This window comes from Blastomonas sp. UPD001 (assembly GCF_003426715.1).
Classification (GTDB): domain Bacteria; phylum Pseudomonadota; class Alphaproteobacteria; order Sphingomonadales; family Sphingomonadaceae; genus Blastomonas.
This window is the reverse complement of sequence record NZ_QKVT01000001.1, coordinates 2,472,484-2,492,422: the sequence shown is the minus strand read 5'-3', so window position 1 is coordinate 2,492,422 and position 19,939 is coordinate 2,472,484. Positions and strand designations below refer to the sequence as shown.

25 protein-coding genes are annotated in these 19,939 nt (G+C 65.7%); 7 read left to right on the top strand and 18 right to left on the bottom strand.

Annotation, left to right across the window (positions count from 1 at the left end):
* A partial coding sequence (locus DM995_RS21875) for a hypothetical protein (RefSeq protein ID WP_198669351.1) occupies positions 1 to 239 on the bottom strand: 239 nt, incomplete at its 3' end.
* Positions 240 to 333: 94 nt separating this feature from the next.
* Complete coding sequence (locus DM995_RS12670; RefSeq protein WP_116969656.1) at positions 334 to 1,521, bottom strand: energy transducer TonB; 1,188 nt, start codon at positions 1,519 to 1,521, stop codon at positions 334 to 336.
* 125 nt (positions 1,522 to 1,646) lie between these two features.
* On the opposite strand from DM995_RS12670, the gene DM995_RS12665 reads away from it, so the two are divergent.
* The 3 genes from DM995_RS12665 (at position 1,647) to DM995_RS12655 (ending at position 4,158) form a co-directional block, all read left to right on the top strand.
* A complete protein-coding gene (locus DM995_RS12665) occupies positions 1,647 to 2,426 on the top strand; it encodes an enoyl-CoA hydratase (RefSeq protein WP_116969655.1) in 780 nt (259 codons plus the stop codon).
* 117 nt (positions 2,427 to 2,543) lie between these two features.
* Positions 2,544 to 3,698: an acyl-CoA dehydrogenase family protein gene (locus DM995_RS12660; RefSeq protein ID WP_023836803.1), complete on the top strand. Its 1,155-nt coding sequence runs from the start codon at positions 2,544 to 2,546 to the stop codon at positions 3,696 to 3,698.
* Between the two features lie 22 nt (positions 3,699 to 3,720).
* The gene (locus DM995_RS12655; RefSeq protein WP_116969654.1) at positions 3,721 to 4,158 is read left to right on the top strand and encodes an acyl-CoA thioesterase; all 438 of its coding nucleotides are present in this window, start codon (positions 3,721 to 3,723) and stop codon (positions 4,156 to 4,158) included.
* A 39-nt stretch (positions 4,159 to 4,197) separates the two neighbouring features.
* On the opposite strand, the gene DM995_RS12650 is transcribed toward DM995_RS12655, so the two are convergent.
* Positions 4,198 to 4,572, bottom strand: a complete 375-nt coding sequence (locus tag DM995_RS12650; protein ID WP_116969653.1) for a PRC-barrel domain-containing protein — start codon at positions 4,570 to 4,572, stop codon at positions 4,198 to 4,200.
* 241 nt (positions 4,573 to 4,813) lie between these two features.
* Here DM995_RS12650 and DM995_RS12645 point away from each other — a divergent pair, with 241 nt between their 5' ends.
* Positions 4,814 to 6,640: a patatin-like phospholipase family protein gene (locus tag DM995_RS12645; protein ID WP_198669350.1), complete on the top strand. Its 1,827-nt coding sequence runs from the start codon at positions 4,814 to 4,816 to the stop codon at positions 6,638 to 6,640.
* On the opposite strand, the gene DM995_RS12640 is transcribed toward DM995_RS12645, so the two are convergent.
* The 5 genes from DM995_RS12640 to DM995_RS21870 form a co-directional block, all read right to left on the bottom strand.
* A complete protein-coding gene (locus DM995_RS12640) occupies positions 6,637 to 7,008 on the bottom strand; it encodes a YidH family protein (protein WP_116969651.1) in 372 nt (123 codons plus the stop codon). The genes DM995_RS12645 and DM995_RS12640 overlap by 4 nt on opposite strands.
* 79 nt (positions 7,009 to 7,087) lie before the next feature.
* A complete protein-coding gene (locus tag DM995_RS12635) occupies positions 7,088 to 7,390 on the bottom strand; it encodes a SemiSWEET family sugar transporter (RefSeq protein ID WP_023836808.1) in 303 nt (100 codons plus the stop codon).
* Positions 7,387 to 8,418, bottom strand: coding sequence for a mechanosensitive ion channel family protein (locus DM995_RS12630; protein WP_232824373.1), 1,032 nt, complete (start codon positions 8,416 to 8,418; stop codon positions 7,387 to 7,389). Before DM995_RS12630 ends, DM995_RS12635 begins: the two co-directional genes overlap by 4 nt.
* A 66-nt stretch (positions 8,419 to 8,484) precedes the next feature.
* Positions 8,485 to 8,994: a Crp/Fnr family transcriptional regulator gene (locus DM995_RS12625; RefSeq protein ID WP_232824372.1), complete on the bottom strand. Its 510-nt coding sequence runs from the start codon at positions 8,992 to 8,994 to the stop codon at positions 8,485 to 8,487.
* Between the two features lie 289 nt (positions 8,995 to 9,283).
* Positions 9,284 to 9,739 carry a hypothetical protein gene (locus tag DM995_RS21870; protein WP_198669349.1) on the bottom strand — a complete coding sequence of 152 codons (456 nt, stop codon included), beginning with the start codon at positions 9,737 to 9,739 and terminating at the stop codon, positions 9,284 to 9,286.
* 258 nt (positions 9,740 to 9,997) lie between these two features.
* Between DM995_RS21870 and DM995_RS12615 the strand changes: the two genes are divergently transcribed.
* On the top strand, positions 9,998 to 11,398 hold the full coding sequence (locus tag DM995_RS12615; RefSeq protein WP_116969648.1) for a methyl-accepting chemotaxis protein: 1,401 nt from the start codon (positions 9,998 to 10,000) through the stop codon (positions 11,396 to 11,398).
* Positions 11,399 to 11,529: 131 nt separating this feature from the next.
* On the opposite strand, the gene copD is transcribed toward DM995_RS12615, so the two are convergent.
* The 4 genes from copD to DM995_RS12595 form a co-directional block, all read right to left on the bottom strand.
* Positions 11,530 to 12,456: a copper homeostasis membrane protein CopD gene (gene copD / locus DM995_RS12610; protein ID WP_116969647.1), complete on the bottom strand. Its 927-nt coding sequence runs from the start codon at positions 12,454 to 12,456 to the stop codon at positions 11,530 to 11,532.
* 3 nt (positions 12,457 to 12,459) lie between these two features.
* On the bottom strand, positions 12,460 to 12,849 hold the full coding sequence (gene copC / locus DM995_RS12605) for a copper homeostasis periplasmic binding protein CopC (protein ID WP_116969646.1): 390 nt from the start codon (positions 12,847 to 12,849) through the stop codon (positions 12,460 to 12,462).
* A 17-nt stretch (positions 12,850 to 12,866) separates the two neighbouring features.
* A complete protein-coding gene (locus DM995_RS12600; protein ID WP_116969645.1) occupies positions 12,867 to 13,535 on the bottom strand; it encodes a copper resistance protein B in 669 nt (222 codons plus the stop codon).
* Positions 13,536 to 13,719: 184 nt separating this feature from the next.
* The gene (locus DM995_RS12595) at positions 13,720 to 15,537 is read right to left on the bottom strand and encodes a copper resistance system multicopper oxidase (RefSeq protein ID WP_116969644.1); all 1,818 of its coding nucleotides are present in this window, start codon (positions 15,535 to 15,537) and stop codon (positions 13,720 to 13,722) included.
* Positions 15,538 to 15,611: 74 nt separating this feature from the next.
* On the opposite strand from DM995_RS12595, the gene DM995_RS12590 reads away from it, so the two are divergent.
* Together DM995_RS12590 and DM995_RS12585 are read left to right on the top strand one after the other, a co-directional pair.
* Positions 15,612 to 15,884: a metal-sensitive transcriptional regulator gene (locus DM995_RS12590; protein ID WP_066276652.1), complete on the top strand. Its 273-nt coding sequence runs from the start codon at positions 15,612 to 15,614 to the stop codon at positions 15,882 to 15,884.
* Complete coding sequence (locus tag DM995_RS12585) at positions 15,881 to 16,627, top strand: MauE/DoxX family redox-associated membrane protein (RefSeq protein ID WP_116969643.1); 747 nt, start codon at positions 15,881 to 15,883, stop codon at positions 16,625 to 16,627. The genes DM995_RS12590 and DM995_RS12585 overlap by 4 nt, the downstream gene beginning before the upstream one ends.
* A gap of 7 nt (positions 16,628 to 16,634) precedes the next feature.
* Here DM995_RS12585 and DM995_RS12580 read toward each other — a convergent pair whose 3' ends face one another.
* The 6 genes from DM995_RS12580 to DM995_RS12555 form a co-directional block, all read right to left on the bottom strand.
* Positions 16,635 to 16,913, bottom strand: coding sequence for a hypothetical protein (locus DM995_RS12580; RefSeq protein ID WP_023836563.1), 279 nt, complete (start codon positions 16,911 to 16,913; stop codon positions 16,635 to 16,637).
* On the bottom strand, positions 16,903 to 17,952 hold the full coding sequence (locus DM995_RS12575) for a chemotaxis protein CheB (RefSeq protein ID WP_116969642.1): 1,050 nt from the start codon (positions 17,950 to 17,952) through the stop codon (positions 16,903 to 16,905). Before DM995_RS12575 ends, DM995_RS12580 begins: the two co-directional genes overlap by 11 nt.
* Positions 17,953 to 17,987: 35 nt before the next feature.
* Positions 17,988 to 18,425, bottom strand: a complete 438-nt coding sequence (locus DM995_RS12570; protein WP_023836565.1) for a chemotaxis protein CheW — start codon at positions 18,423 to 18,425, stop codon at positions 17,988 to 17,990.
* A 25-nt stretch (positions 18,426 to 18,450) separates the two neighbouring features.
* Entirely contained in the window at positions 18,451 to 18,831 is a 381-nt protein-coding gene (locus DM995_RS12565; protein WP_116969641.1) for a response regulator, read from the bottom strand.
* Between the two features lie 17 nt (positions 18,832 to 18,848).
* Positions 18,849 to 19,391, bottom strand: a complete 543-nt coding sequence (locus tag DM995_RS12560; RefSeq protein WP_031317629.1) for a chemotaxis protein CheD — start codon at positions 19,389 to 19,391, stop codon at positions 18,849 to 18,851.
* On the bottom strand, positions 19,391 to 19,939 hold a 549-nt coding region (locus tag DM995_RS12555; protein ID WP_198669348.1), incomplete at its 5' end, for a CheB methylesterase domain-containing protein. The genes DM995_RS12560 and DM995_RS12555, both read right to left, overlap by 1 nt.

The following is a 19,939-nucleotide window of genomic DNA, read 5'->3' as shown; positions in this document are numbered from 1 at the left end:
TCGGCAATGACGATGGTGCCGTCGGCGTCGCAGGCGGCAGAGGCATAGGCGCGCGGATTGACGAAAGCGGGACCCGCCGGTGCCCTGCCCGCATCGTGCATCAGCGCTTCGGCCAGCGCTTCGGGCGCTTCGGCGAGCACCGCGCCAAAGCCTTCACTATCCTCGTGCAGCATGTCGAGCGGGTTTTGCGCGTCATCCGCCGCGCGGAACCGTTCGAGAAAGCGCTGAGCGCGGGACACGGGACTGCCCTCCTGCCATTGGCGCGACCCCGCGGCAGGCCCAGTGTGTCGAAAGCTCCGCGCCGAGGCAAGCCCCGGCGCGGCAAGGGGAATCTCAGCTCGGCACGGTGGGGGCGGACAATTGTTTCGGCGGAGCGACGGTGAGGTCGATCTGCTCGAAGCGCTTCAACCCGGCCCGACGCCGAACAAGCGAGCCCTTGGGCGTGCCGAAATCCGCCGTCAGCGTGTAGCGTTCCACCCGATAGCGTCCGGCGAGATCATCGGGCTCGGCGGCAGGCGAATAGCGCCGCTGGCCGATAGCCTTGACCAGCGGCTTGGCCCAGTATGTCAGCTCCGATCCGCGCAGGACTTCCGCGGACTCCACCCTGCCGTCCGCCCCGATCGAAAAGCCGATATCCACCCAGAAAAGCGGAAAATAGCCGACGTCGGGCTCAACCAGAGGGCTGTCCCTCTCGATGGGCGGCAGGTTGCCTGGCCCATAGGGCGTCGGGGTTGGCGGGGACCAGATCAGCGTCGGCCCCAGCCGCTTCTGGTCTTCGGTCAGACGCGCAATCAAGGCCTCGACTGCTGCCATATCGCCATCGGTGGCCGCCAGACGCATGGCCAGAACCTCGGCCGCCAGCTTCAGCGTTGCAGCCTGTGGTACATCGCTTGCCTGGATGGCGTCGAGCAGCTTCATGGCCTGGCCACGCTGATTGCTGCGATACAGCATCGCCGCACGGCCCAGATCGGCGCGCATCGCGATCAGTGGCTGGTTGGCCTCGGTTGCTCGCTCGGACAGGGCCTTGAGCTGGCTGATATTGTAGGTCGGAGCGCCTAGCTGATACTGCGTGGCGATCAGCCGCATCTGCGCCATCAGCGCATTGGGCGATTGCGGTGCATGGCGATTGAGCAGCCGCGTCTGCGCCCCCGTGGCGCGCAGCGCCTCGCGCTGGTCGCCGAAATGCCAGGCGACGGTGGCGCGGGCGGTGTGCAGTTCCGCCACCGCAAAGGGATCGCTATCGGCCCTGCTCCTGGTGCGCGACACCGCCCTGCCCAGCGCGGCGCGGGCATCGCGATAATTGCCCTCGCGGAACTCGGCCTCGGCATAGCGGACGGTGGCGATGACATCCTCGCGCACGGTGCAGCCCCCGGCTGCGCAGCGTTCGACATCGGCCTTCAGATCGGCGAGCTTCGCCCCGACCACGACGATCTCGTCGCGCTTGAGCGGTCCGGGAGATTGCGCTAGCCCGGCAGTGGAAAGCATCAGCAGCGTGGTGGCGGCAAGCAGACGATGGGTCATGAAATACTCCGTCGCAAGAACAACTCCCGAGGCCGAGAGTAGCACTAGCCTGAATGGAGCCAAAACAAATAAACGCGGGGCTGGTGATAAAAACGGCGATAATCGCCGTCAGAATGGAGGGATTAATGTCGCTCGTTTCTACTGAAATCGATGATGCCATCGCCATCGTCACGCTGAACCGGCCCGAGGCGATGAATGCACTGTCAAAGGCGTTGCGCGCCGAACTGGCCGAGGCGATGCTGGCGGTGGCGAGCGACGATGCAGTGCGCGCGGTGGTGCTGACAGGCGCAGGCCAGCGCGCGTTCACCGCCGGGCTCGACCTAAAGGAACTGGGCGCGAGCACCGAGGGGCTGGGCGCGGCCAATGCCACGAGCCCGCGCGACAATCCGGTCAAGGCGGTCGAGCAGTGCGCCAAGCCCGTGATCGGCGCGATCAACGGCGTCGCGATCACCGGCGGGTTCGAGCTTGCGCTGGCCTGCGACGTGCTGATCGCATCCACCAATGCGCGCTTTGCCGATACGCATGCGCGGGTCGGCATCATGCCCGGCTGGGGCCTGTCGCAGAAGCTGTCGCGGATGATCGGCATCTCGCGCGCCAAGGAGCTGTCACTCACCGGCAATTTCCTCGACGTCGCCACCGCCGAGCGCTGGGGACTGGTCAATCGCGTGGTCGCCCCCGAGGAATTGCTCCCCGCCGCCACCGCGCTGGCACGCGACATGGCGAACATCGATCCCGCCATGCTCGCCAGTTACAAGCAGCTGATCGACGACGGCTATGCGCAGAGCTTCGGGCAGGGCCTTGCGCTCGAGGCCGAGCGGTCGAGTGCCGCCAATGGTCGGGTCGCGCCGGAGGCGGTCGAACAGGCGCGGCTGGCGGTAATGGCGCGCGGCCGCAGCCAGGCCTGACCGCATCTTAACCGCGCGATTAAATAGCGATTGACGTTTACGTCAACGTGGCGCTAGACCTTGGCGCACCGCCGCACGGCATGAATCGCGCGGCCGAGAATTCACCGGAGAGAAGCCATGTCGCTCGATGCCCTTGCCCGCACCGCCTATACCCCCGATCACGAGGCCTTCCGCCAGACCGTGCGCCGCTTCATGCAGGACGAGGTCGCGCCCAATGCGGTGAAATGGGACGAGGAAAAGATCGTGCCGCGCGAGATCTGGCCCAAGGCGGGCGAGCTCGGCCTGCTCTGCCCCACCGTTCCGGAAGAATATGGCGGCCTGGGCCTCGACTTCGGCTATAACGCCATCGTCAACGAGGAAGCCGCCTATTTCGGCGGATCGCCGCTCGGCTTCTCGCTCCAGTCGGACATCGTGGTCAACTATATCGTCCAGTACGGCTCCGAGGAGCAGAAGCAGAAATGGCTGCCGCGGCTCGTGTCGGGCGAGACGATCACCGCGATCGCGATGACCGAGCCGGGCACGGGATCGGACCTTCAGGGCATTCGCACCACCGCGAAGAAGGACGGCAACCATTATGTCATCAATGGTTCCAAGACCTATATCACCAATGGCCAGAATGCCGACCTGATCCTGGTCTGCGCCAAGACCGATACCGAGGTGCAGCCGGCATGGAAGGGCGTGTCGATCATCCTGGTCGAGGCTGATCGCGAAGGCTTCGCGCGCGGGCGCAATCTCGACAAGATCGGCCAGGACGCCGCCGATACATCGGAACTGTTCTTCAACGATGTGCGCGTTCCGATGACCAACTGCCTCGGCGAAGAGGGCAAGGGCTTCATCTATCTGATGAGCGAGCTACCGCAGGAGCGCCTCTCGATCGCCGTGTCGGCCCAGGCTTCGGCGCAAAAGGCCTATGACGATACCGTCGCGTTCGTGAAGGACCGCAAAGCCTTCGGCAAGACGGTGTTCGATTTCCAGAACACCCGCTTCGTGCTCGCGGACCTCAAGGCCAAGCTGCAGGTCGGCTGGGCGCATCTCGACTGGGCGCTCAACCGCCATGCCAAGAAGGAACTGACCGCGGTCGAAGGCGCGGCCGCAAAGCTTTGGCACACCGAACTGCAGTGGGAAATCATGGACAAGTGCCTGCAGCTGCACGGCGGCGCCGGTTACATGAACGAATATCCGATCGCGCGGGCCTGGCGCGGTGCGCGCGTGACGCGCATCTTCGGCGGCACCAACGAGATCATGAAGGAACTGATCGGCCGCTCGCTCTGAACGGCTGACCGGGAACATCTGAATGCCCAAAGCAGAAGCCTGGCAGCGCGATCCGGAGAGCTATCCGTTCAGCACGGTCACCGAAACGCGCTTCCAGGATCTCGACCCGCTCGGCCATATCAACAATGTCGCAATGGCGGCGCTGTTCGAGAACGGCCGGGTGCGGTTCAACCGCGCGCTGGGGCTCGAGCGGCGCCAGCCGGGCGAGCGCTGGCTGATCGCCGCGGTCTCGATCAACTATGTTGCCGAGGCGCATTTTCCCGACCCGGTCGAGGTGATGAGCGGCATCGGGCGGATGGGATCGTCGAGCTGGGACATCTATTCGGCCGCCTTCCAGCAAGGCGTGTGCGTCGCGACCTGCGTGTCGACGCTGGTGCTGACCGACAGGAACGGGCCCAAGCCCATCCCCGAGCCGCTGCGCGCGCGCTACAGGGAGCTGTTCGTCCGCAAGCCGGAATAAGAAAGAGGCCGGAGCATCGCTGCTCCGGCCCTGTCGTCCTCACCAATAGGGCTGGACCTGCCAGTAATTGTAGACGCTTGACTGATAGTCGCGGTCATAGGCGCGGTCACGGTCGCTTTCGGAAAAGCGCGGCGCATCCTTGAGCTGGTCGGCGGTGACGTTGACCAGATAGCCGCCCAGATCGGTGTCGTAGCTGAACTTCGACCAGGGCAGGCTGTGCAGTTCGCTACCGATGCCGAGAAAGCCGCCGACCGAGACGATGACGTCGGTGACGCGCCCTTCGCGCTTGCTGATCAGCATGTTGGTGACGGTGCCGATCTTCTCGCGATCCGCGCCATAGACCGCGGTGCCATCGACGCGGTCGCTCGAGATGGTGTCATAGCCGCGTTCGAGCGTGCTGTCGGTCATGTTCATGGGGTGTCTCCTCTTGCTGTCCGCCGGTTCGCCACTGCCTTTGTCGCAAAGGAGGGCGCTGACCGGGCCATGAGGCGGTTTGGGGGTCGGCCCGGCCAGCACGGCACCAAGGGATGAACCGGCAAAGCGTTGCTCGCCTCGTCGCAAATCGTGCTGTCATTACCGATACTTCTGTTTTTCATGGGGCTGCGCTAGGGTGCGGAGCAATTGCGCGGGGACCATGGCCCGGAGAGGATATTGGGTGACGTTGGAGCCTGATCACGATCATGCGGAGGGCAGCCTGCGCGACTGGATGCAGTCGGGCCTGTTCGCGGGCGTCGATCAGGCGGCGATCGATGCGCTGAGCGATCGCGCGCAGCGGCTCGATCTTCCGGCCGGCAACATTCTGGTGCGCCAGGGCGACCCTGCCGATTCGCTCTATTTCCTCGAGACCGGGCGGCTGCGCGTGCTGATCGAGACGCCGACCGGCAACAAGGCGGTGGCGCAGATCGAGGCGGGCGAGCCGGTGGGCGAACTCGCGTTCTTCGGCGGCGGCACGCGCACCGCGACGCTGCAGGCGAGCCGCGACAGCGTGGTCATGGTGCTAGACCGAGCGAGCTACGACGCGGTGGTCGCTGCCTATCCGCAGCTCGTCCCTGCCATCCTCACCGCCGTGACCCAGCGCCTCGCGGCCGTCACCGCCAAGACCCCGCCGATGGAGGCGCGGCTGCCGCGGGTGATCGCGGTGGTGCCATGCGGGTCGAGCCGGGTCGATCCGCTGCTGCTCAGCCGGCTGACCGATGCCATCCGGGACACCGTCCCCGACGATCGCCAGGTGATGCTGGTGCGCGAAAGCGACGTGCCGCCCGGCCCCGCCAGCGCCTATCAGGCCTGGCTGCGCGAGCACGAGGCGCGGCGCGGCTATCTGCTGATCGACGCCTCGGGCGATCCCGAATGGGGTTCGCTGGTGTGCCGCAACGCCGATGGCCTGCTGATGATCGCCGAAGCGGGCGCGAACCCGGCGATGAATCCGCTCGAACAGGCGGGCTGCGCGGCGATCGAACCGCCCAACCGTACCTTGCTCGTCGTCCGCTCTGACGCTGCCCAGCCGATCCGCGGTACCGCGGCCTGGCTGACCGGGCGCGATCCGCATCTGCACCACCACATGGCGCTCGACAGCCAGGCCGATTTCCGCCGCGTCGCGCGCTTCCTCACCGGGCGCGCCGTCGGGCTGGTGCTCGCGGGCGGCGGCGCGCTCGGCTGCGCGCATCTGGGCATCGTGCGCGGGCTGCAACAGGCCGGCGTTCCGATCGACCTGATCGGCGGCACCAGCGCGGGCGCGGCGATGGGCGCGGCGATCGCGCAGGGCCTGTCGATCGACCAGACGCTCGACCAGATGGAAGCGATGTTCATCGGCGCCAGGGCGATGCGGCGCTTCACCGTGCCGATCCATTCGCTGCTCGACCCGGCGGTGTTCGATGCCGAGCTGGAGGCGCGCTATGGCAATGCCGATATCGCCGACCAGCCGATCAACTTCTTCGCGATCTCGACCAACCTGTCGACCAACGACCTGCACGTCCATCGGCGCGGGGCGCTCTGGCATGCGGTGCGCGCTTCGGGATCGCTGCCGACCATCCTGCCGCCGTTCATCGACACCGATGGCAATATCCTGGTCGATGGCGGCGTGCTCGACAATGTGCCGGTGATGACGATGCGCGCGCTCAAGTCCGGCCCCAATATCGTCGTGACGCTGGGCGAGGCAGGCCAGGTCTGGCGGATCAAGGCCGCGTACCAGTCGCTGAGAAGGCGCGGGCAGCTGATCCGCGACCTGCTGCTCCGGCGCAAGTCGGACAGCGATTTCCCCTCGATCGTCGAGATCATGCAGCGATCGATGGTGGTGGCGAGCCGCATCGCCTCGCGATCGATGCTGCGCGAGGGCGACATATTGCTGAGCCCGCCGATCGTGCCCGGCATGCAGATTCTCGACTGGCATCTGGGGCGCAAGCAGGCCGACCAGGCGGCGCATTATGTCGAGCAGCAGGTCGCGTCGCATCCGGACCTGCGCGCGCTGGCCCGGCTGGCGGACTAGACCAGCCACCAGATCGCGCCGATCAGCGCGAGCGTTGCCAGCGAGAGCAGCCAGGACAGGAGCCGGATGCGCATCGGCTTGAGCGCGGTGACGCTGTGCGCGTCGAGCTCTTTCAGGATATGCCGCGCGCGCCGATCAGCCGACAGGAAGATGTAGATCGCGACCAGCAGAAAGGCCGAGGCGATCGCCTTGGGCACCCATTCGGGGCTGAGCTCGCGAAACAGCGCGTTGAACCCCAGGCCGATGCCGACCGCCGCCATTCCGGTGCGCACCCATCCGGCAAAGCTGCGCTCATGCGCCAGGATCGTGCGATCCTCGGCCAGATCGGTACGATCGCGCGCGAGTTCGCGGCGTTTTTCGGCATTCATCGGCCTGCTCCTTGCGCGCCACCACGCCACGCCGCCCCGCTGCACGCAGCAACATAGGCTGGGCGGGGCGACGGCGCGCTCAGGTGGTGGGATCGAGCGCCTCCGCCACCTCTTCGGTCTTGCGCCGGGGCAGCGCGATCATGCCGAGGATGAACAGCGCGAAGCACAGGCAGATCGCGTTCGGGATGATCAGGGCCCATTCACCCTTGAGCAGCCCGAAGGTCGTCCAGGCAAGGAAGGCCAGGCTGGTCAGCGCGAACATGCCGAGCGAAAGCCCTTCCGTGGAACGGTCGCGGATGATCTTCCACGCCTGCGGGGTGAAGCTCGCCACCGAGGCGCACGCGCCCACCGTGCCGACAACGGAAATCCAGTCGAGAGTCATGAAAGCTCCAGGGGTTCGAGCGCCAGGCGGCTGCGGTTGAGCGAATCGGGAAGATCATTGGCCATGAAGCGCGCCACGGCCTCGCGCACGTCGCAGCGCAGGTCGAACAGCTCGCCGCCGTTGCGCGCGCTCATCAGCACGCGCAGCTCGAGAATGTCGGCGGTCATGTCGGTCACCTGGAGCAGCGCGACCCGGCCATCCCACAGCCGGTGCCCGCGCACCGCATCGAGCGCGACCTTGCGCACGCGCTCGACATCGGCGGCGTGATCGGCATGGATCATCACGGTGCCGAGCAGATGGCTGGTCTGCAGAGTCCAGTTCTCGATCGGCTCCTCGAGCAGCTTCGAGACCGGAATGACCAGCCGGCGGTCGTCCCAGATCCTGAGCACCACATAGGTGAGCGTGATCCGCTCGACCCGTCCCCATTCGCCGCGATAGACCAGCACGTCGTCGATCCGAACCGGCTCGGTAAAGGCCAGTTGCATCCCGGCGACCAGATTCTTGAGCAGCGGCTGCGCGGCGACGCCGAAGGCCAGACCCGCAAGGCCCGCCGAGGCGACCAGCGCGACGCCGATCTCGCGCACCGCCGGAATCTTGAGCAGCAGCAGGCCGATGCTGACCAACCCGACGATGACGATGGCGATGCGGGCGAGAATGTCGGCGCGCGTTCGCCTGCGCCGGGCGGCGAGATTGTCCTCCGCGCTGACATCGGACCGCGCCTCGATATAGCCATGGACGAAACGGATGATCGCGATGACCAGCCAGCCCCAGAGCAGCGGCATGATCACCCGCACCGCGCCGGTCAGCGCGGCGGCGGCCTCGTCACCGCGCACCGCCAGGCTGTCGGTGCCGAGCAGCACCAGCGCGACCATGATCCAGCGCGAGGGCTGGCGGATACTGCTGACCAGCGCCTCGTCCTGCAGCGTGCTGGTGCGCCGCGCGATGCGGCTGGCGATCGCCATGACTACGGCATGCGCGACGAGCGCAACCGCAATCAGGGCCGCCGCCAGCGCGGGCGTGCGCAGCATGTCCCAAAGTTCGGATTGTTCCATCAAGGGGTAACGGCGCACGCCCGTTCGGGTTCAGCCAGGCACTCAGAAAAGCGGCTGATAATTGACCTGATCGGCCAGATCCTCGCGATCGAGAATTTCCAGACGGCAGTTGACCAATCGGATCACGCCATCGGCACGCATCTGCTGCAGCGTCCGATTGACGTGCACCGACGAGATGCCGACCAGATCGGCGAGCAGCTCCTGCGTCAGCGGCATGTGATAGCGGTCGGCCTCGCCCTGGCCGCGCATGGCCAGCCGCTCGCCCAGTTCGAGGAACAGATGCGCCATGCGCTCATAGGCATTCAGACAGCCGAGGCGGAAGATGCTGTTTTCCAGCTGACGCTCGATCAGCGCGCATTCCAGCTCGACGACCTCCGACTCGGGCAGCGAGCCGAATTCGATCAGCTGCAAACGGCTGATCGACATCACTGCATGATAGAAGCTGGGCTGGTTGCTGCGCCAGACGCCGATGATCTCGCCCGGCAGATACAGGTTGGTCAGCTGGCGCCGACCATCAAAGGTGATGCGATATCCCGCCGCCCAACCTTCCACCACGAGTCGCGGACGTACGACGGTGTCACCCTGCTGGATGAAGTCGCAACGCGGCTCGATGGAACTGGGGCACTGGCGGGACTGAGACGGAAACGCGATCGGCAAGCTCGCATGGATTGTCATGATATTAGTGTCTCTCTGCTAGGTCCCTCCACTCGCAACCTTTCATTGAGCTGAACGCCCGTCCTTATACTGGTTTATGTTAGTGCCGGATTCGCGACGGGATGAAAAAAACGGGGGGCGAAATGCCCCCCTCGAGTGTCGAATGCTCAATCTTTATTAATCCATATCAACTTTTGGGCTTCTCGGTCTTGCCCAGGCCAGAGGGCGAGTTGGAGGCACTGGCGCCATCGCGCTCGTCGTCCTGCCGATTCTTCGAGCGCCATTCGCTGAATTCCTGGTCGAACTGGCTCTGCCGCTGCTGGTTGAAGCGGTCATAGTCGCTGTCGAGCTGTTCGATCTGCTTCTGGCGCCAGCTCGAATAATGCGGATCGTGCTGGTGCCGGTGTCCCGAGCTGTCGCCCTGCTGACCCCAGCCCTGCTGTCCGCCGCCCTGCTGGTTCTGGCCATAGTGCCCCGAGCCCTGCTGGTTCTGACCGCCCTGGAAGGACTGGCCATAGCCTCCAGCCATGCCGCCGCCATAGCCCGAAGACTGGCCGCCCTGACCGCCCGAATAGCCATAGCCGCCAGGAGCTGGGCAGCGACCTGCGCCGGGCGACCGACATCGAGGACCGCCGCGACGCATGGGAAGAATATGCCGTCGAACTGAAGCACGAACGGGTGCACTATATCGAGGAAATGGCCGAGCGCGGCTATCGCATGGGCAATGCGATCATCGTCGATTGAGCCTGTGGGTTGGGAGGATCGACGGGCACGTCGGTCCTCTCCCGTCAGACGGACCGCCGCCCCCCCTAAAATTAGGGGGGAGCTGAAAATTTAAACGAGTGATTAGGCATTGGCAGCTATGCCCCGGGTTCTCCCTTCTGCGACGAGGAGAATTTCGATGATCAAGCATTTTGCCACTAATGCTCCGATTCGCCGCAAGTTCGACACGCTGACCTTGCTGCTGGGCGCATTGGTGATCCTTCCGCTCGTTTTCGGTTTGACCGGCTGGGTTGCAGGCTGGGGCCTGATGGCGGTTCAGGCGGCCGCGGCGGTCGCAACGGTGGGCGTCATGCTGACCGCGAAGAAGCTGATTTGCGACCCCTATGTCAGCACCGTGGTGCGGATGGAGGGGCTGGCCGCAGGCGACCTCGCGTCGCCGATCCCCTATGTGCATTTCGAGGACTGCGTCGGACGGATGAGCCGGGCGATGCTGATCTTTCGCGATAACGCGAGTGCGCGCGCCGAATCGGATGCGGCGCTGCAGGACGTGATTAACGAGGTGACCTCCGCGCTCGGCCATCTGCGCGATGGCGATCTAAGCCATTCGATCAAGATCAATGCCGCGCTGGGGGAACAGGCCAATGCCATCAGCCATGCCTTCAACGACGCCACGGCCGCGCTCTCGGTGATCCTGTCGAAGGTCGCCGAGACCGCCAGCAACGTCCTGAACGGCGCGACCGAAATCCGCTCGGCTTCGGATGATCTGGCCACGCGCACCGAGCAGCAGGCGGCTAACCTTCGCGACAGCGCGCTCGCCATGGCCGAGGTCACGCAGATGGTGCAGCAGACCGCCATCAACGCGGGCGAGGTCGGTACCCAGGTCGCCGAGGCGCACGCCGCGGCGACCGATGGCGGCGCCGTGGTGCATCGCGCGGTGGATGCGATGCACGCCATCCAGAAATCGGCGAGCGAGATCACGAACATCATCGACGTGATCGACGGTATCGCCTTCCAGACCAACCTGCTCGCGCTCAACGCCGGAGTCGAGGCGGCGCGCGCCGGCGATGCGGGCAAGGGCTTTGCCGTGGTCGCCAACGAGGTGCGCGCGCTCGCGCAGCGCTCGGCCGATGCCGCCAAGGACATCAAGGAGCTGATCCAGGCGTCCACGGCCAGCGTGTCCGATGGCGTGGCGCTGGTCGACGAGACCGGATCGGTGCTGTTGCAGATCGGCGACCGGGTCGCGGCGGTGAACACGCGCATCGCGGAAATCTCGGCCTCGGTGCAGGTCCAGGCGAGCCGACTGCAACAAGTGAACCTGGCGGTCGGCGAGATGGACAAGATGACGCAGCAGAATGCGGCGATGGTCGAACAATCGACCGCCGCCTCGCGCAGCCTGGCGGACGAGGCCAATGACCTGGCGACCGTGGTCCAGCGGTTCAGCGGCAACCCCGGCACGGCACCCGCCAAGGCCCGGGCCAGCGCTCCGCCGCCGCGTACCAGGCCGCGGGCGGTGCCGCAGGTGGTGGGCAACCTCGCCTTGCAGACGGTGCAGGACGAGGACGACTGGTCGGAATTCTGACCTCGAACGCTTCAGGCGGCCGGAACCGCCAGCGCCCGCCGATGCGGGTGCCGTCTTTCAACCGGACGGATGGAGAGGCGGACTGCTCGATCGGACAGGCCACGTTTGCCGTGCGAGCCGGTCTCGCCCGATCAGCTGTCGCCCGGCATGGGCGATGCCAGTCCCAGACATGCGACGGCAGCGATGACCGCCACCGCCAGCAGCAGCTCGATGAGCAGCGACCGACGCAGGGTCTGGAGCCATTCGCGATCCGGGACCGAGCCAGCGCTGACAGGGTCCGGGATGCTGTGCGCCGTCGACCGGTTGGACCTGGCGCATAGCAGCATGAGCGCGACCAGCCCGAGCTTCAGGACCAGCAGCTGGCCATAGCCCGTCGAGAGAACCGGCAAGGCCTGGCCGAGACCGAAGATCATCTGGCTGTTGACGACGCCCGTCACCACCACCACCAGCACGAGCCTTGCGCCGATCGGTGCAAAGCCCTTGAGCGCCGCCGCAAGCGCCTTGTTGCGCACCGAATTGGGCGTGGCATCGGCGCGCAGCACGAGCACCGCGAACCAGCCGATCGCACCCAGCCAGAACCCGGCGGCGAGCAGGTGGGCTGCGTCGTTCAGCCGGTGCAGCCAGCCGGCAAATCCCTCGCCAGCCGCCGCATGACCGCTCCAGGCCAGGCTGGCGAGCGCGGCGCCGTAGAGGCTCGCGACGATGCCGGCGCCGACACGCGAGGGCCGGAAAAGCAGGACCGACACCCCTGCGAGGACGACCATCACGACACGCAGAACGCCGGCGCGTCCGAAATCGGTGGCGCCGACGAGCGATGCAACCGCTGCCCGGTCAAGATCGAAGGGCGACTGCCCCATCATGGCGGCGATATCGGTGGCCAGGCTGAAGGCGACGACGCCAGGCGCGGCGATCACGGCAAAGATCACCCAGCCGCAGCGAGCATTGGTCCGCGCAAAAGCATGCGCGGTCATGGCATGGAAGCCGAAGCCGCCGAACAGTCCCAGCAACAGGGCATATTGCACGAAGCGCATGCCCGGCTGGACCAGCTCCATCGCCATGAGTCATTTCACCGTGAAGCTTACCTGGCCCCGCATGCGATGGCCGTCGGCTCCGGCGGCTTGCCAGCGGACATCATAGCTGCCCGCGCGAAGCGGCTGCCGCAGGCTGAGCGTCATGGTCTTGTTGCCGTTCGACCAGGCGGTGGTGAAATTGCGGATGGTCATCTCGCCATGATCCTTCACCCCCGGCATGGCGGTCATGACGATGCTGGCGGCGGCCGTCGGCGGCAACAGCGCTTCGTTGAACGTCAGGGTGACCGTCTTGGGCTTGGCTACGACGGCATTGTCGGCCGGCGTCGACGCGACGACCTTGGCATGGGCGAGCACTGCCGGAGCGGCGGCAACCGTGGCGCAGGCAAGGGCAAGGCCTGTGACAAGAGTTCGAAAACGCATAACAAGCTTCCTTATCGTCAAAACCAGAAACGAATACCCAGGACGAAATTGGTGACGCTGGAATCTTCTCCAGCGGCCCGGGCGAAATCGGCGCTGCGCCCGGTCTTCCAGACCTGCTCGACGCCGATATAGGGCGCGATCTCGCGGATGATCTCGTAGCGCAGGCGGACACCAAGCTCGAAACTGTCGATGCCTGCGCCGATTCCGAGCTCGGGCACGTCCTGCGCCGCAAGGTTGAGTTCGGCGCGCGGCTGGATGAGGATGCTCTGCGCGATGCGCTGGTCGAGCTCGGCCTCGACCCTCGCGGTCAGGTCGCCCCGGTGCGAGAGGAACAGCGCACTATCGAGCTCGAACATATAGGGTGCGAGCCCCTGGATGCCGATGACCGCATAGCTGGTATCCGGCCCGGCAAGATCCTGGCGGAACCCGGCCTGCAGGTCGAAGAACGGCGCGATCGCGCGCGAATAGAGCACCTGGAATTCGAGCTCCTCGATCGGTTTGCCGAAGCTGCCTTCGCCCTCGCTCTTGAAAAAGAACTTGTCCGTGGTGTTGCCGTAAAAGCCCTGCAGGTCCCACAGATAGCCGTTGCGGCCTTCGCGCGCCTGGAATTCGGCGCGGTCGGCCTGGAACCAGAACAGGTCGAAATCGCCATGGGTTTTCTGCAGGTCCTCGCGCGAGGCGCGCATGGCCTCGGCACCCCAGATGGCGTCGGCCGCGCGCGGCGCGCCTTTTTTTCGCTGTCCTCCGCCTGCGTGTCCCGGTGCACGGCATGCGGGTCTGCAGGCTGATGGTCGCCATGCCCCTGATGCGGCTGCGCGAGCGCCGGGCTGGCGAGGGGAAGCAGCGCTGCAGCGGCAAGAATCGCGCGCCTCATGCCGCGCGCTCCGGCCCGGCGACCGTCACCGTCTGCATCATCCCGCCGTGCATGTGATAGAGCAGGTGGCAGTGAAACGCCCAGTCGCCCGGCTCGTTGGCGGTGAGGTCGAACTGCGCGCTCGCGCCCGGCTGCACGATCATCGTGTTCTTGCGCGGTTGCAGCGCCGCCGACTGGCCGTTGACCATCTCGAAGAACATGCCGTGCAGATGGATGGGGTGCGCCATCATCGTGTTGTTGACCAGCTTCACCCGCACGCGCTCGTTCCAGGCAAAGCGGATCGGCACGTCGCTGACTGCCGAGTACATCCGCCCGTCGAACGACCACATATAGCGTTCCATGTTGCCGGTGAGGTGCAACTCGAGTAGCCGTGTGGGCTCGCGCGCGTCCGGGTTCGGCTCGGCCGCGGCGAGCATGCGATAGTTGAGCACGCGATGAGGCACGTCGCGCAGGCCCAGGCCCGGATCGCCCATCTTGTCGACCGGCGCCATCGAGACCATGTCGATGCCAGGCCCGACCTTGACGTCGGGCGGCAGCAGCGTGGTGTCGCGCATCTTCATGCCCTGCATGCTCATGCTGCCCGAGCCATGGTCCATGGAACCATGATCCATCGAACCATGATCCATGGAACCGTGGTCCATGCCGCTGCCGCCGTGATCCATCGCGCCATGGTCCATCCCTTCGCTGCCATGGTTCATGCCCATGTCGCCCATGGTGAGCAGCGGAGGGTCGCGCAGTGCGGGCACCTCGGCGCGCAGCCCCGGCGCGCTCGCCAGCGTCGCGAGCGCCATGCCCGACCGGTCCATCGATTCGGCCACGATGCTGTAGGCGGGTGCGGAGCCCGGCTCGAGGATCACGTCATAGGTTTCCGCGGTGCCGATCTGCAATTCGTCCACCTCGACCGGGCGCACGCGCTGGCCGTCGGTCGCGATCACGGTCATCGGCAGGCCAGGGATGCGGATGTTGAAAAAGGTCATCGCCGCGCCGTTGATGATGCGTAGGCGGATGCGGTCTCCGGCCCTGAACAGATATTCCATCCCTTCCCTGGGGCCGCGTCCGTTGGCGAGGAAGGTATAGGTCTTGCCGCCGATATCGGCGATGTCGGTGGGCATCATCCGCATCTGGGCCCACATCCGGCGTTCGTCGCCCGACATCGGATAATCGTCGGTCCATGTATTCTGCTGCCGGTTGAAAAAGCCCTCGCCGGTGCGCAGCCGCTTCATGATGAAATGCGGGTCGAGCGTGGTGAAATCGCTGACCAGCAGGATATAGTCGCGATCCACCGCGATCGTTTCGCCGCCCTTCGGCTCGATGATCAGCGGGCCGTAATGGCCCGATTGTTCCTGCAGCCCCGAATGGCTGTGATACCAGTAGGTGCCCGACTGGCGCACGGGGAATTCGTAGGTGAAGGTCTCGCCCGGCCTGATCCCCGGAAAGCTGATGCCCGGGACGCCGTCATATTGGAACGGCACGAGCAGCCCGTGCCAGTGCACCGAACTGTCGACATCGAGGGTGTTGGTGACGGCGAGCCGCACCCTATCGCCTTCGGTCAGCCGGATCAGCGGTCCCGGCACGCTGCCGTTGACGGCAATGCCCGGGCCGCGCCGCCCCTGGACGATGCGATGGCCGCTGCCGATCGACAGATTCACGTGCGGGCCGCGCACCTCGTCGAAGCCGGCGGGGATGCGCGGGCCGCCGCGGCCGTGGCTGCCGCCGTGCATGCTGTGCCCCTGCGCCCAGGCGGGCAGGGCGGCCAGGCCAAGGCCGCCGCCGATACCGGTCAGAATGGAACGTCGCGAAATTTGTTTGCGCATTGCTCTTGCCTATCCTTTGACCGGCACATACTATACCCCCCTATGGTATGCAACGCCAATTTGGAGGGACTAGCATGGCTAAGGACAGAACCGCAATCCTCAACCGCTTGAAACGCATAGAAGGTCAGGTGCGCGGAATCGCGCAGATGGTCGAGCAGGACCGCTATTGCATCGACATCCTCAACCAGATGCAGGCGGTGAAGGCGGCGCTGTCCAAGGCCGAGAGCGAAATCCTCAAGGATCACGCCGCCTGCTGCGTGTCGGAAGCGATCGCCTCGGGCGATGCGGCCGAGCAGCGGATCAAGTTCAACGAGCTCATCGAGCTGTTCGAGAAGGTCAAGAAATGACCGCGCGCAAGACCGCCGTGCTCCATCGCATGGTGATGGACAAGCATGTCTGCCCCTATGGCATCAAGAGCAAGTATCTGCTCGAGAGCCAGGGCTACGCGGTCGAGGACCACTGGCTCACCACCCGCGAGGAGACCGATGCGTTCAAGGCGAAGCATGGGGTCAAGACCACGCCGCAGACCTTTATCGACGGGGTGCGGATCGGCGGAAATGACGATCTGCGCCGCCATTTCGGCAAGCCGGTGAAGGACCCGGACGCGGTCTCCTATGTGCCGGTGATCGCGCTGTTCGCGATGGCCGCGCTGGTGGCCGGCGCGATCAGCTGGCTGACCATGGGCACACTCGTGTCGGTGATGACGATCGAGACGTTCATTGCGGTGGCGATGTGTCTTCTCGCGGTCCCCAAGCTGCAGGATGTCGATGCGTTCGCCACCATGTTCCTGGGCTACGACCTGCTCGCGCGGCGCTGGCTGCCTTATGCCTACATCTACCCGTTCGCCGAAGGACTGGCCGGGGTGCTGATGCTCGCGCGGGCGCTCGACTGGGTGTCGATTCCGGTCGCATTTTTCATCGGATCGGTGGGCGCAGTCTCGGTCTTCTACGCCGTCTACGTTCAGAAGCGCGACATCAAGTGCGCCTGTGTCGGCGGCAGTTCGCGCGTGCCGCTGGGGTTCGTCTCGCTCACCGAGAACGTCATGATGGTCGCCATGGCGCTGTGGATGGCCAGCGGCGTTGCTATGTGATCCGCCGTCAGGCCTCCGGCGCGTGGCCAGGGCTGACGGGGCGGTAGGCGCTGGCGATCCATTCGAGCCGGCAATTGGCGAGCGACTGCGAGAGATCTTCCGATTCCAGGATTTCGGCGATCGCGACCTGGCGCTGCGCCAGCAGGTCGATATCCTGCAGCAGCGTCAGGTTGCGGGTCGCCGTTTCGGCGTCCTGGCACAGGGCAGAGCCGACCTGTTCGGTCAGGTGCCCCGTGGAGCGCAGCAGATCGGCAATCACGCGCAGCGCGGAACGGTCATGCAGCATTCTGCGTCGCCTCGTCGACCGGGCACAGGCGCGTGCCGAAATCGGCGGGAGCCACGAAGTTCATGATGCCCTTGGCAACGGCGGCGCCGATCATCTCGGGAATCAGCGCGGTGTCGGGCGATTGCAGCAGGCAGGTGCCTTCGGCTGCGCGCAGCGCGCCCATGCCGGCAGCGCCATCCTCGCCGCCGCCCGAAAGCAGCAGGCCGACGCCCTTGGCCCCGACGGTCTTGGCGAGCGATGCCATCAGCAGGTCGGCCGAGGGGCGCGCACCGTTCACCGGATCGCGCTCGACCAGGCGGATGCGGCCGTTGGGCCAGCTGTCGATCACGACATGATAGCGCGGGTCGACCGCGACATGCACGATACCAGGCTCGAGCAGCGCGCCGTCCTCGGCGATCTTGATCTGCGCACGGCAATCCTTGTTGAGGTTGGCGACCAGCGATGCGGTCAGCGCCTCGTCGATCGCCAGCGAGACGATGGTCGGCGGGCAGTTGGTGGGCAGGCTGGTGACCGCGACGGTCGCGGGGTCGATCGATCCCATGCCGCCGGCGATGGCCAGTACCTGGCCGTTCCAGCGATAGTTGAACGAGGCGCTGAGATCGACCGCGTCCTTCGCCTTGCTGCGCGCTTCCAGATTGGTGCGCGCGGCGGTCAGCACGGTCTTGCACAGCTTGCCCGAGATCTTGGCGAATTCCTCCGCCGTCGCCTTTTGCGGCTTGGGGAAGCAGTCGACCGCGCCCAGCTCGATCGCGCGCAGCGAGATGTCCGCGCCCTTCTGGGTCAGCGTAGAGAGCATCACCACCGGAATGGGCCGCTCGGCCATCAGTTCGGCGAGGAAGTCGATCCCGTTCATGCCGGGCATCTCGACGTCGAGCGTCAGCACGTTGGGACGCAGCTCGGCGATCAGCTCGCGCGCCTCGATGACGTCGCGGGCAGCACCCAGCACCTCGATATTCTTGTCCTTTTCCAGCGCGCTGGTGAACAGCGCACGCATGGTGATGGAATCATCGACGATAAGAACGCGGGCGGCGGCAGTCATTGGTTCGACCCTTCAGTTATGGGAGACGAGGCTGCTCAGGCAGCGTCGGCATATTCGATTTCATGGGTGAGGGCGACGAGATCGAGCACCATCACCATGCGGTCGTCGAGCGAGGCCAGGCCTTCGAGGAAGGGCAGCACCGAATCGCCCGTGGTCGGCGGCGGCTGCAGCGCGCTCTGGTCGAAGGTGACGATATCGCGCACCGCATCGACGATCATGCCCTTGAGCTGGCCGTTAACCTCGGTGACGATGATGACATGGCGCTCGCCGGGCTTGGACTTGTTCCAGCCGAGGCGCGCCGCCAGGTCGATCACCGGCAGCACGATGCCGCGCAGGTTGACGACGCCGGCGACATAATCGGGCACGCGCGGCAAGCGGGTGGTGGGCGACCAGGCGCGGATTTCGCGGATGCCCATGATGTCGATACCGAAGGTCTGGCCTTCGACTTCAAACGTGATCAGCTGACGGTTCATATCTCTTCCCCCAAATCGAACTGGATCAATGCGTGACGCGGCGGACAGCGGCCGCAAGCTTCACCGCATCGAACGGCTTGACGATCCATCCGGTCGCGCCGGCCCGGCGCGCCTGTGCTTTCTTCTCTTCGGACGCTTCGGTGGTCAGCACCAGGATCGGGCGATTCTCGTGAATCGCGCCCTTGCGCAGGTGCTCGATCAGGCCAAAGCCGTCCATGCGTGGCATGTTGATGTCGGTAATAACGACATCGCACTCGTTCTCCTTAAGCCAATCGAGCGCGGAGACGCCGTCATCGGCCTGGTCGACATGGAAGCCCTCCGCCGTCAGCGCATGCTTCAGCAGTGCGCGCATGCTGGGACTGTCGTCCACAGTCAGAATGCGGGTCTTGTCTTGAGCACTGGTCATCTTTGCGGGTCCTTCTTTCAGAACAGCTCGATATCGCCGTGATCTTCACGGGGCTTGGGCGTGGGCAGGTCTCGGGGTGCCATGGAGTTGTCGACGATGCGGCAACGCGCCTGGCCGTGATAGGGGCGGAAATCGACGCGGCGGGCGGACGGGCCCCCCACCGACTGGCTGACCAACGGGATCCCCTCCGCCTTGAGGAACGAGGTCGCAAATTCGGCATTGGCGGTGCCGATCCAGCTCATCCCGCTGGACATGTTGGCGCCGCCATAGAGATGCGCGCGCAGCATGCGGCGGTCGGCCCCATAAGCCAGCATCTCGTTGATCAGCACTTCCATCAGGTACACGCCATAATGCTCGTCGAGCCCGGAATCGTTGGTCGGGCTGGCGAGCAGGAAATGGTTCATCCCGCCGATATTGTTCGAGGCGTCGTAGAGGCAGCAGGCGATGCAGCTGCCCAGCACCGTGGTCAGCTCGAGCCGCGGATCGCCGCTGACCCGCGCCTGGCCCTGCATGACCATCAGGCGCACCCGCTTGTGCTTGGAAAAGTCGATGGTTTCCATCAGCATAGGGCGACGCCTCCAAAGGCGACCTGCGCGATGCGGTGGATCGGCGCGACGACGCGGGCGGCGCCCAGCGCGACTGCCGCGCCCGGCATGCCGAACACCACCGACGTTGCCTCGTCCTGCGCGATGGTCATCGCGCCCGCTTCGGCCATGGCGAGCAGACCGTGCGCGCCGTCATTGCCCATGCCGGTCAGCTGGATGCCGATGGCGTCCGCGCCCAGATTTTCGGCGACCGAATGGAACAGCACGTCGACGCTGGGGCGATGGCCGCTGACCTTCGGGCCGGGCCGCGCGCGGACATACATGCCCGCGCTACCGCTGCCGCGCACTTCGAGGTGCCGCTCGGTGCCCGGCGCGATATAGACGTGCCCTGCGCGCACCGGCAGGTCGGGCTCGGCGATCATCACCTTGGGCGCGCAGACCGAATCGAGACGGCGCGCGACGGCTTCGGCAAAGGCGCCGTTGATGTGCTGTACCACCATGGTCGGCGGGCAGTCGGCGGGGAACTGACTGAGCAGCACGTGCAGCGCCTCGACCCCGCCGGT

Coding starts and splice junctions, on each gene's coding strand:
- DM995_RS12670 (WP_116969656.1), bottom strand. CDS start 1,521: ATGACCCATCGTCTGCTTGCCGCCACCACGCTGCTGATGCTTTCCACT.
- DM995_RS12665 (WP_116969655.1), top strand. CDS start 1,647: ATGTCGCTCGTTTCTACTGAAATCGATGATGCCATCGCCATCGTCACG.
- DM995_RS12660 (WP_023836803.1), top strand. CDS start 2,544: ATGTCGCTCGATGCCCTTGCCCGCACCGCCTATACCCCCGATCACGAG.
- DM995_RS12655 (WP_116969654.1), top strand. CDS start 3,721: ATGCCCAAAGCAGAAGCCTGGCAGCGCGATCCGGAGAGCTATCCGTTC.
- DM995_RS12650 (WP_116969653.1), bottom strand. CDS start 4,572: ATGAACATGACCGACAGCACGCTCGAACGCGGCTATGACACCATCTCG.
- DM995_RS12640 (WP_116969651.1), bottom strand. CDS start 7,008: ATGAATGCCGAAAAACGCCGCGAACTCGCGCGCGATCGTACCGATCTG.
- DM995_RS12635 (WP_023836808.1), bottom strand. CDS start 7,390: ATGACTCTCGACTGGATTTCCGTTGTCGGCACGGTGGGCGCGTGCGCC.
- DM995_RS12630 (WP_232824373.1), bottom strand. CDS start 8,418: ATGCTGCGCACGCCCGCGCTGGCGGCGGCCCTGATTGCGGTTGCGCTC.
- DM995_RS21870 (WP_198669349.1), bottom strand. CDS start 9,739: ATGCGTCGCGGCGGTCCTCGATGTCGGTCGCCCGGCGCAGGTCGCTGC.
- DM995_RS12615 (WP_116969648.1), top strand. CDS start 9,998: ATGATCAAGCATTTTGCCACTAATGCTCCGATTCGCCGCAAGTTCGAC.
- copD (WP_116969647.1), bottom strand. CDS start 12,456: ATGGCGATGGAGCTGGTCCAGCCGGGCATGCGCTTCGTGCAATATGCC.
- copC (WP_116969646.1), bottom strand. CDS start 12,849: ATGCGTTTTCGAACTCTTGTCACAGGCCTTGCCCTTGCCTGCGCCACG.
- DM995_RS12600 (WP_116969645.1), bottom strand. CDS start 13,535: ATGCGCGCCTCGCGCGAGGACCTGCAGAAAACCCATGGCGATTTCGAC.
- DM995_RS12595 (WP_116969644.1), bottom strand. CDS start 15,537: ATGCGCAAACAAATTTCGCGACGTTCCATTCTGACCGGTATCGGCGGC.
- DM995_RS12590 (WP_066276652.1), top strand. CDS start 15,612: ATGGCTAAGGACAGAACCGCAATCCTCAACCGCTTGAAACGCATAGAA.
- DM995_RS12585 (WP_116969643.1), top strand. CDS start 15,881: ATGACCGCGCGCAAGACCGCCGTGCTCCATCGCATGGTGATGGACAAG.
- DM995_RS12580 (WP_023836563.1), bottom strand. CDS start 16,913: ATGCTGCATGACCGTTCCGCGCTGCGCGTGATTGCCGATCTGCTGCGC.
- DM995_RS12575 (WP_116969642.1), bottom strand. CDS start 17,952: ATGACTGCCGCCGCCCGCGTTCTTATCGTCGATGATTCCATCACCATG.
- DM995_RS12570 (WP_023836565.1), bottom strand. CDS start 18,425: ATGAACCGTCAGCTGATCACGTTTGAAGTCGAAGGCCAGACCTTCGGT.
- DM995_RS12565 (WP_116969641.1), bottom strand. CDS start 18,831: ATGACCAGTGCTCAAGACAAGACCCGCATTCTGACTGTGGACGACAGT.
- DM995_RS12560 (WP_031317629.1), bottom strand. CDS start 19,391: ATGGAAACCATCGACTTTTCCAAGCACAAGCGGGTGCGCCTGATGGTC.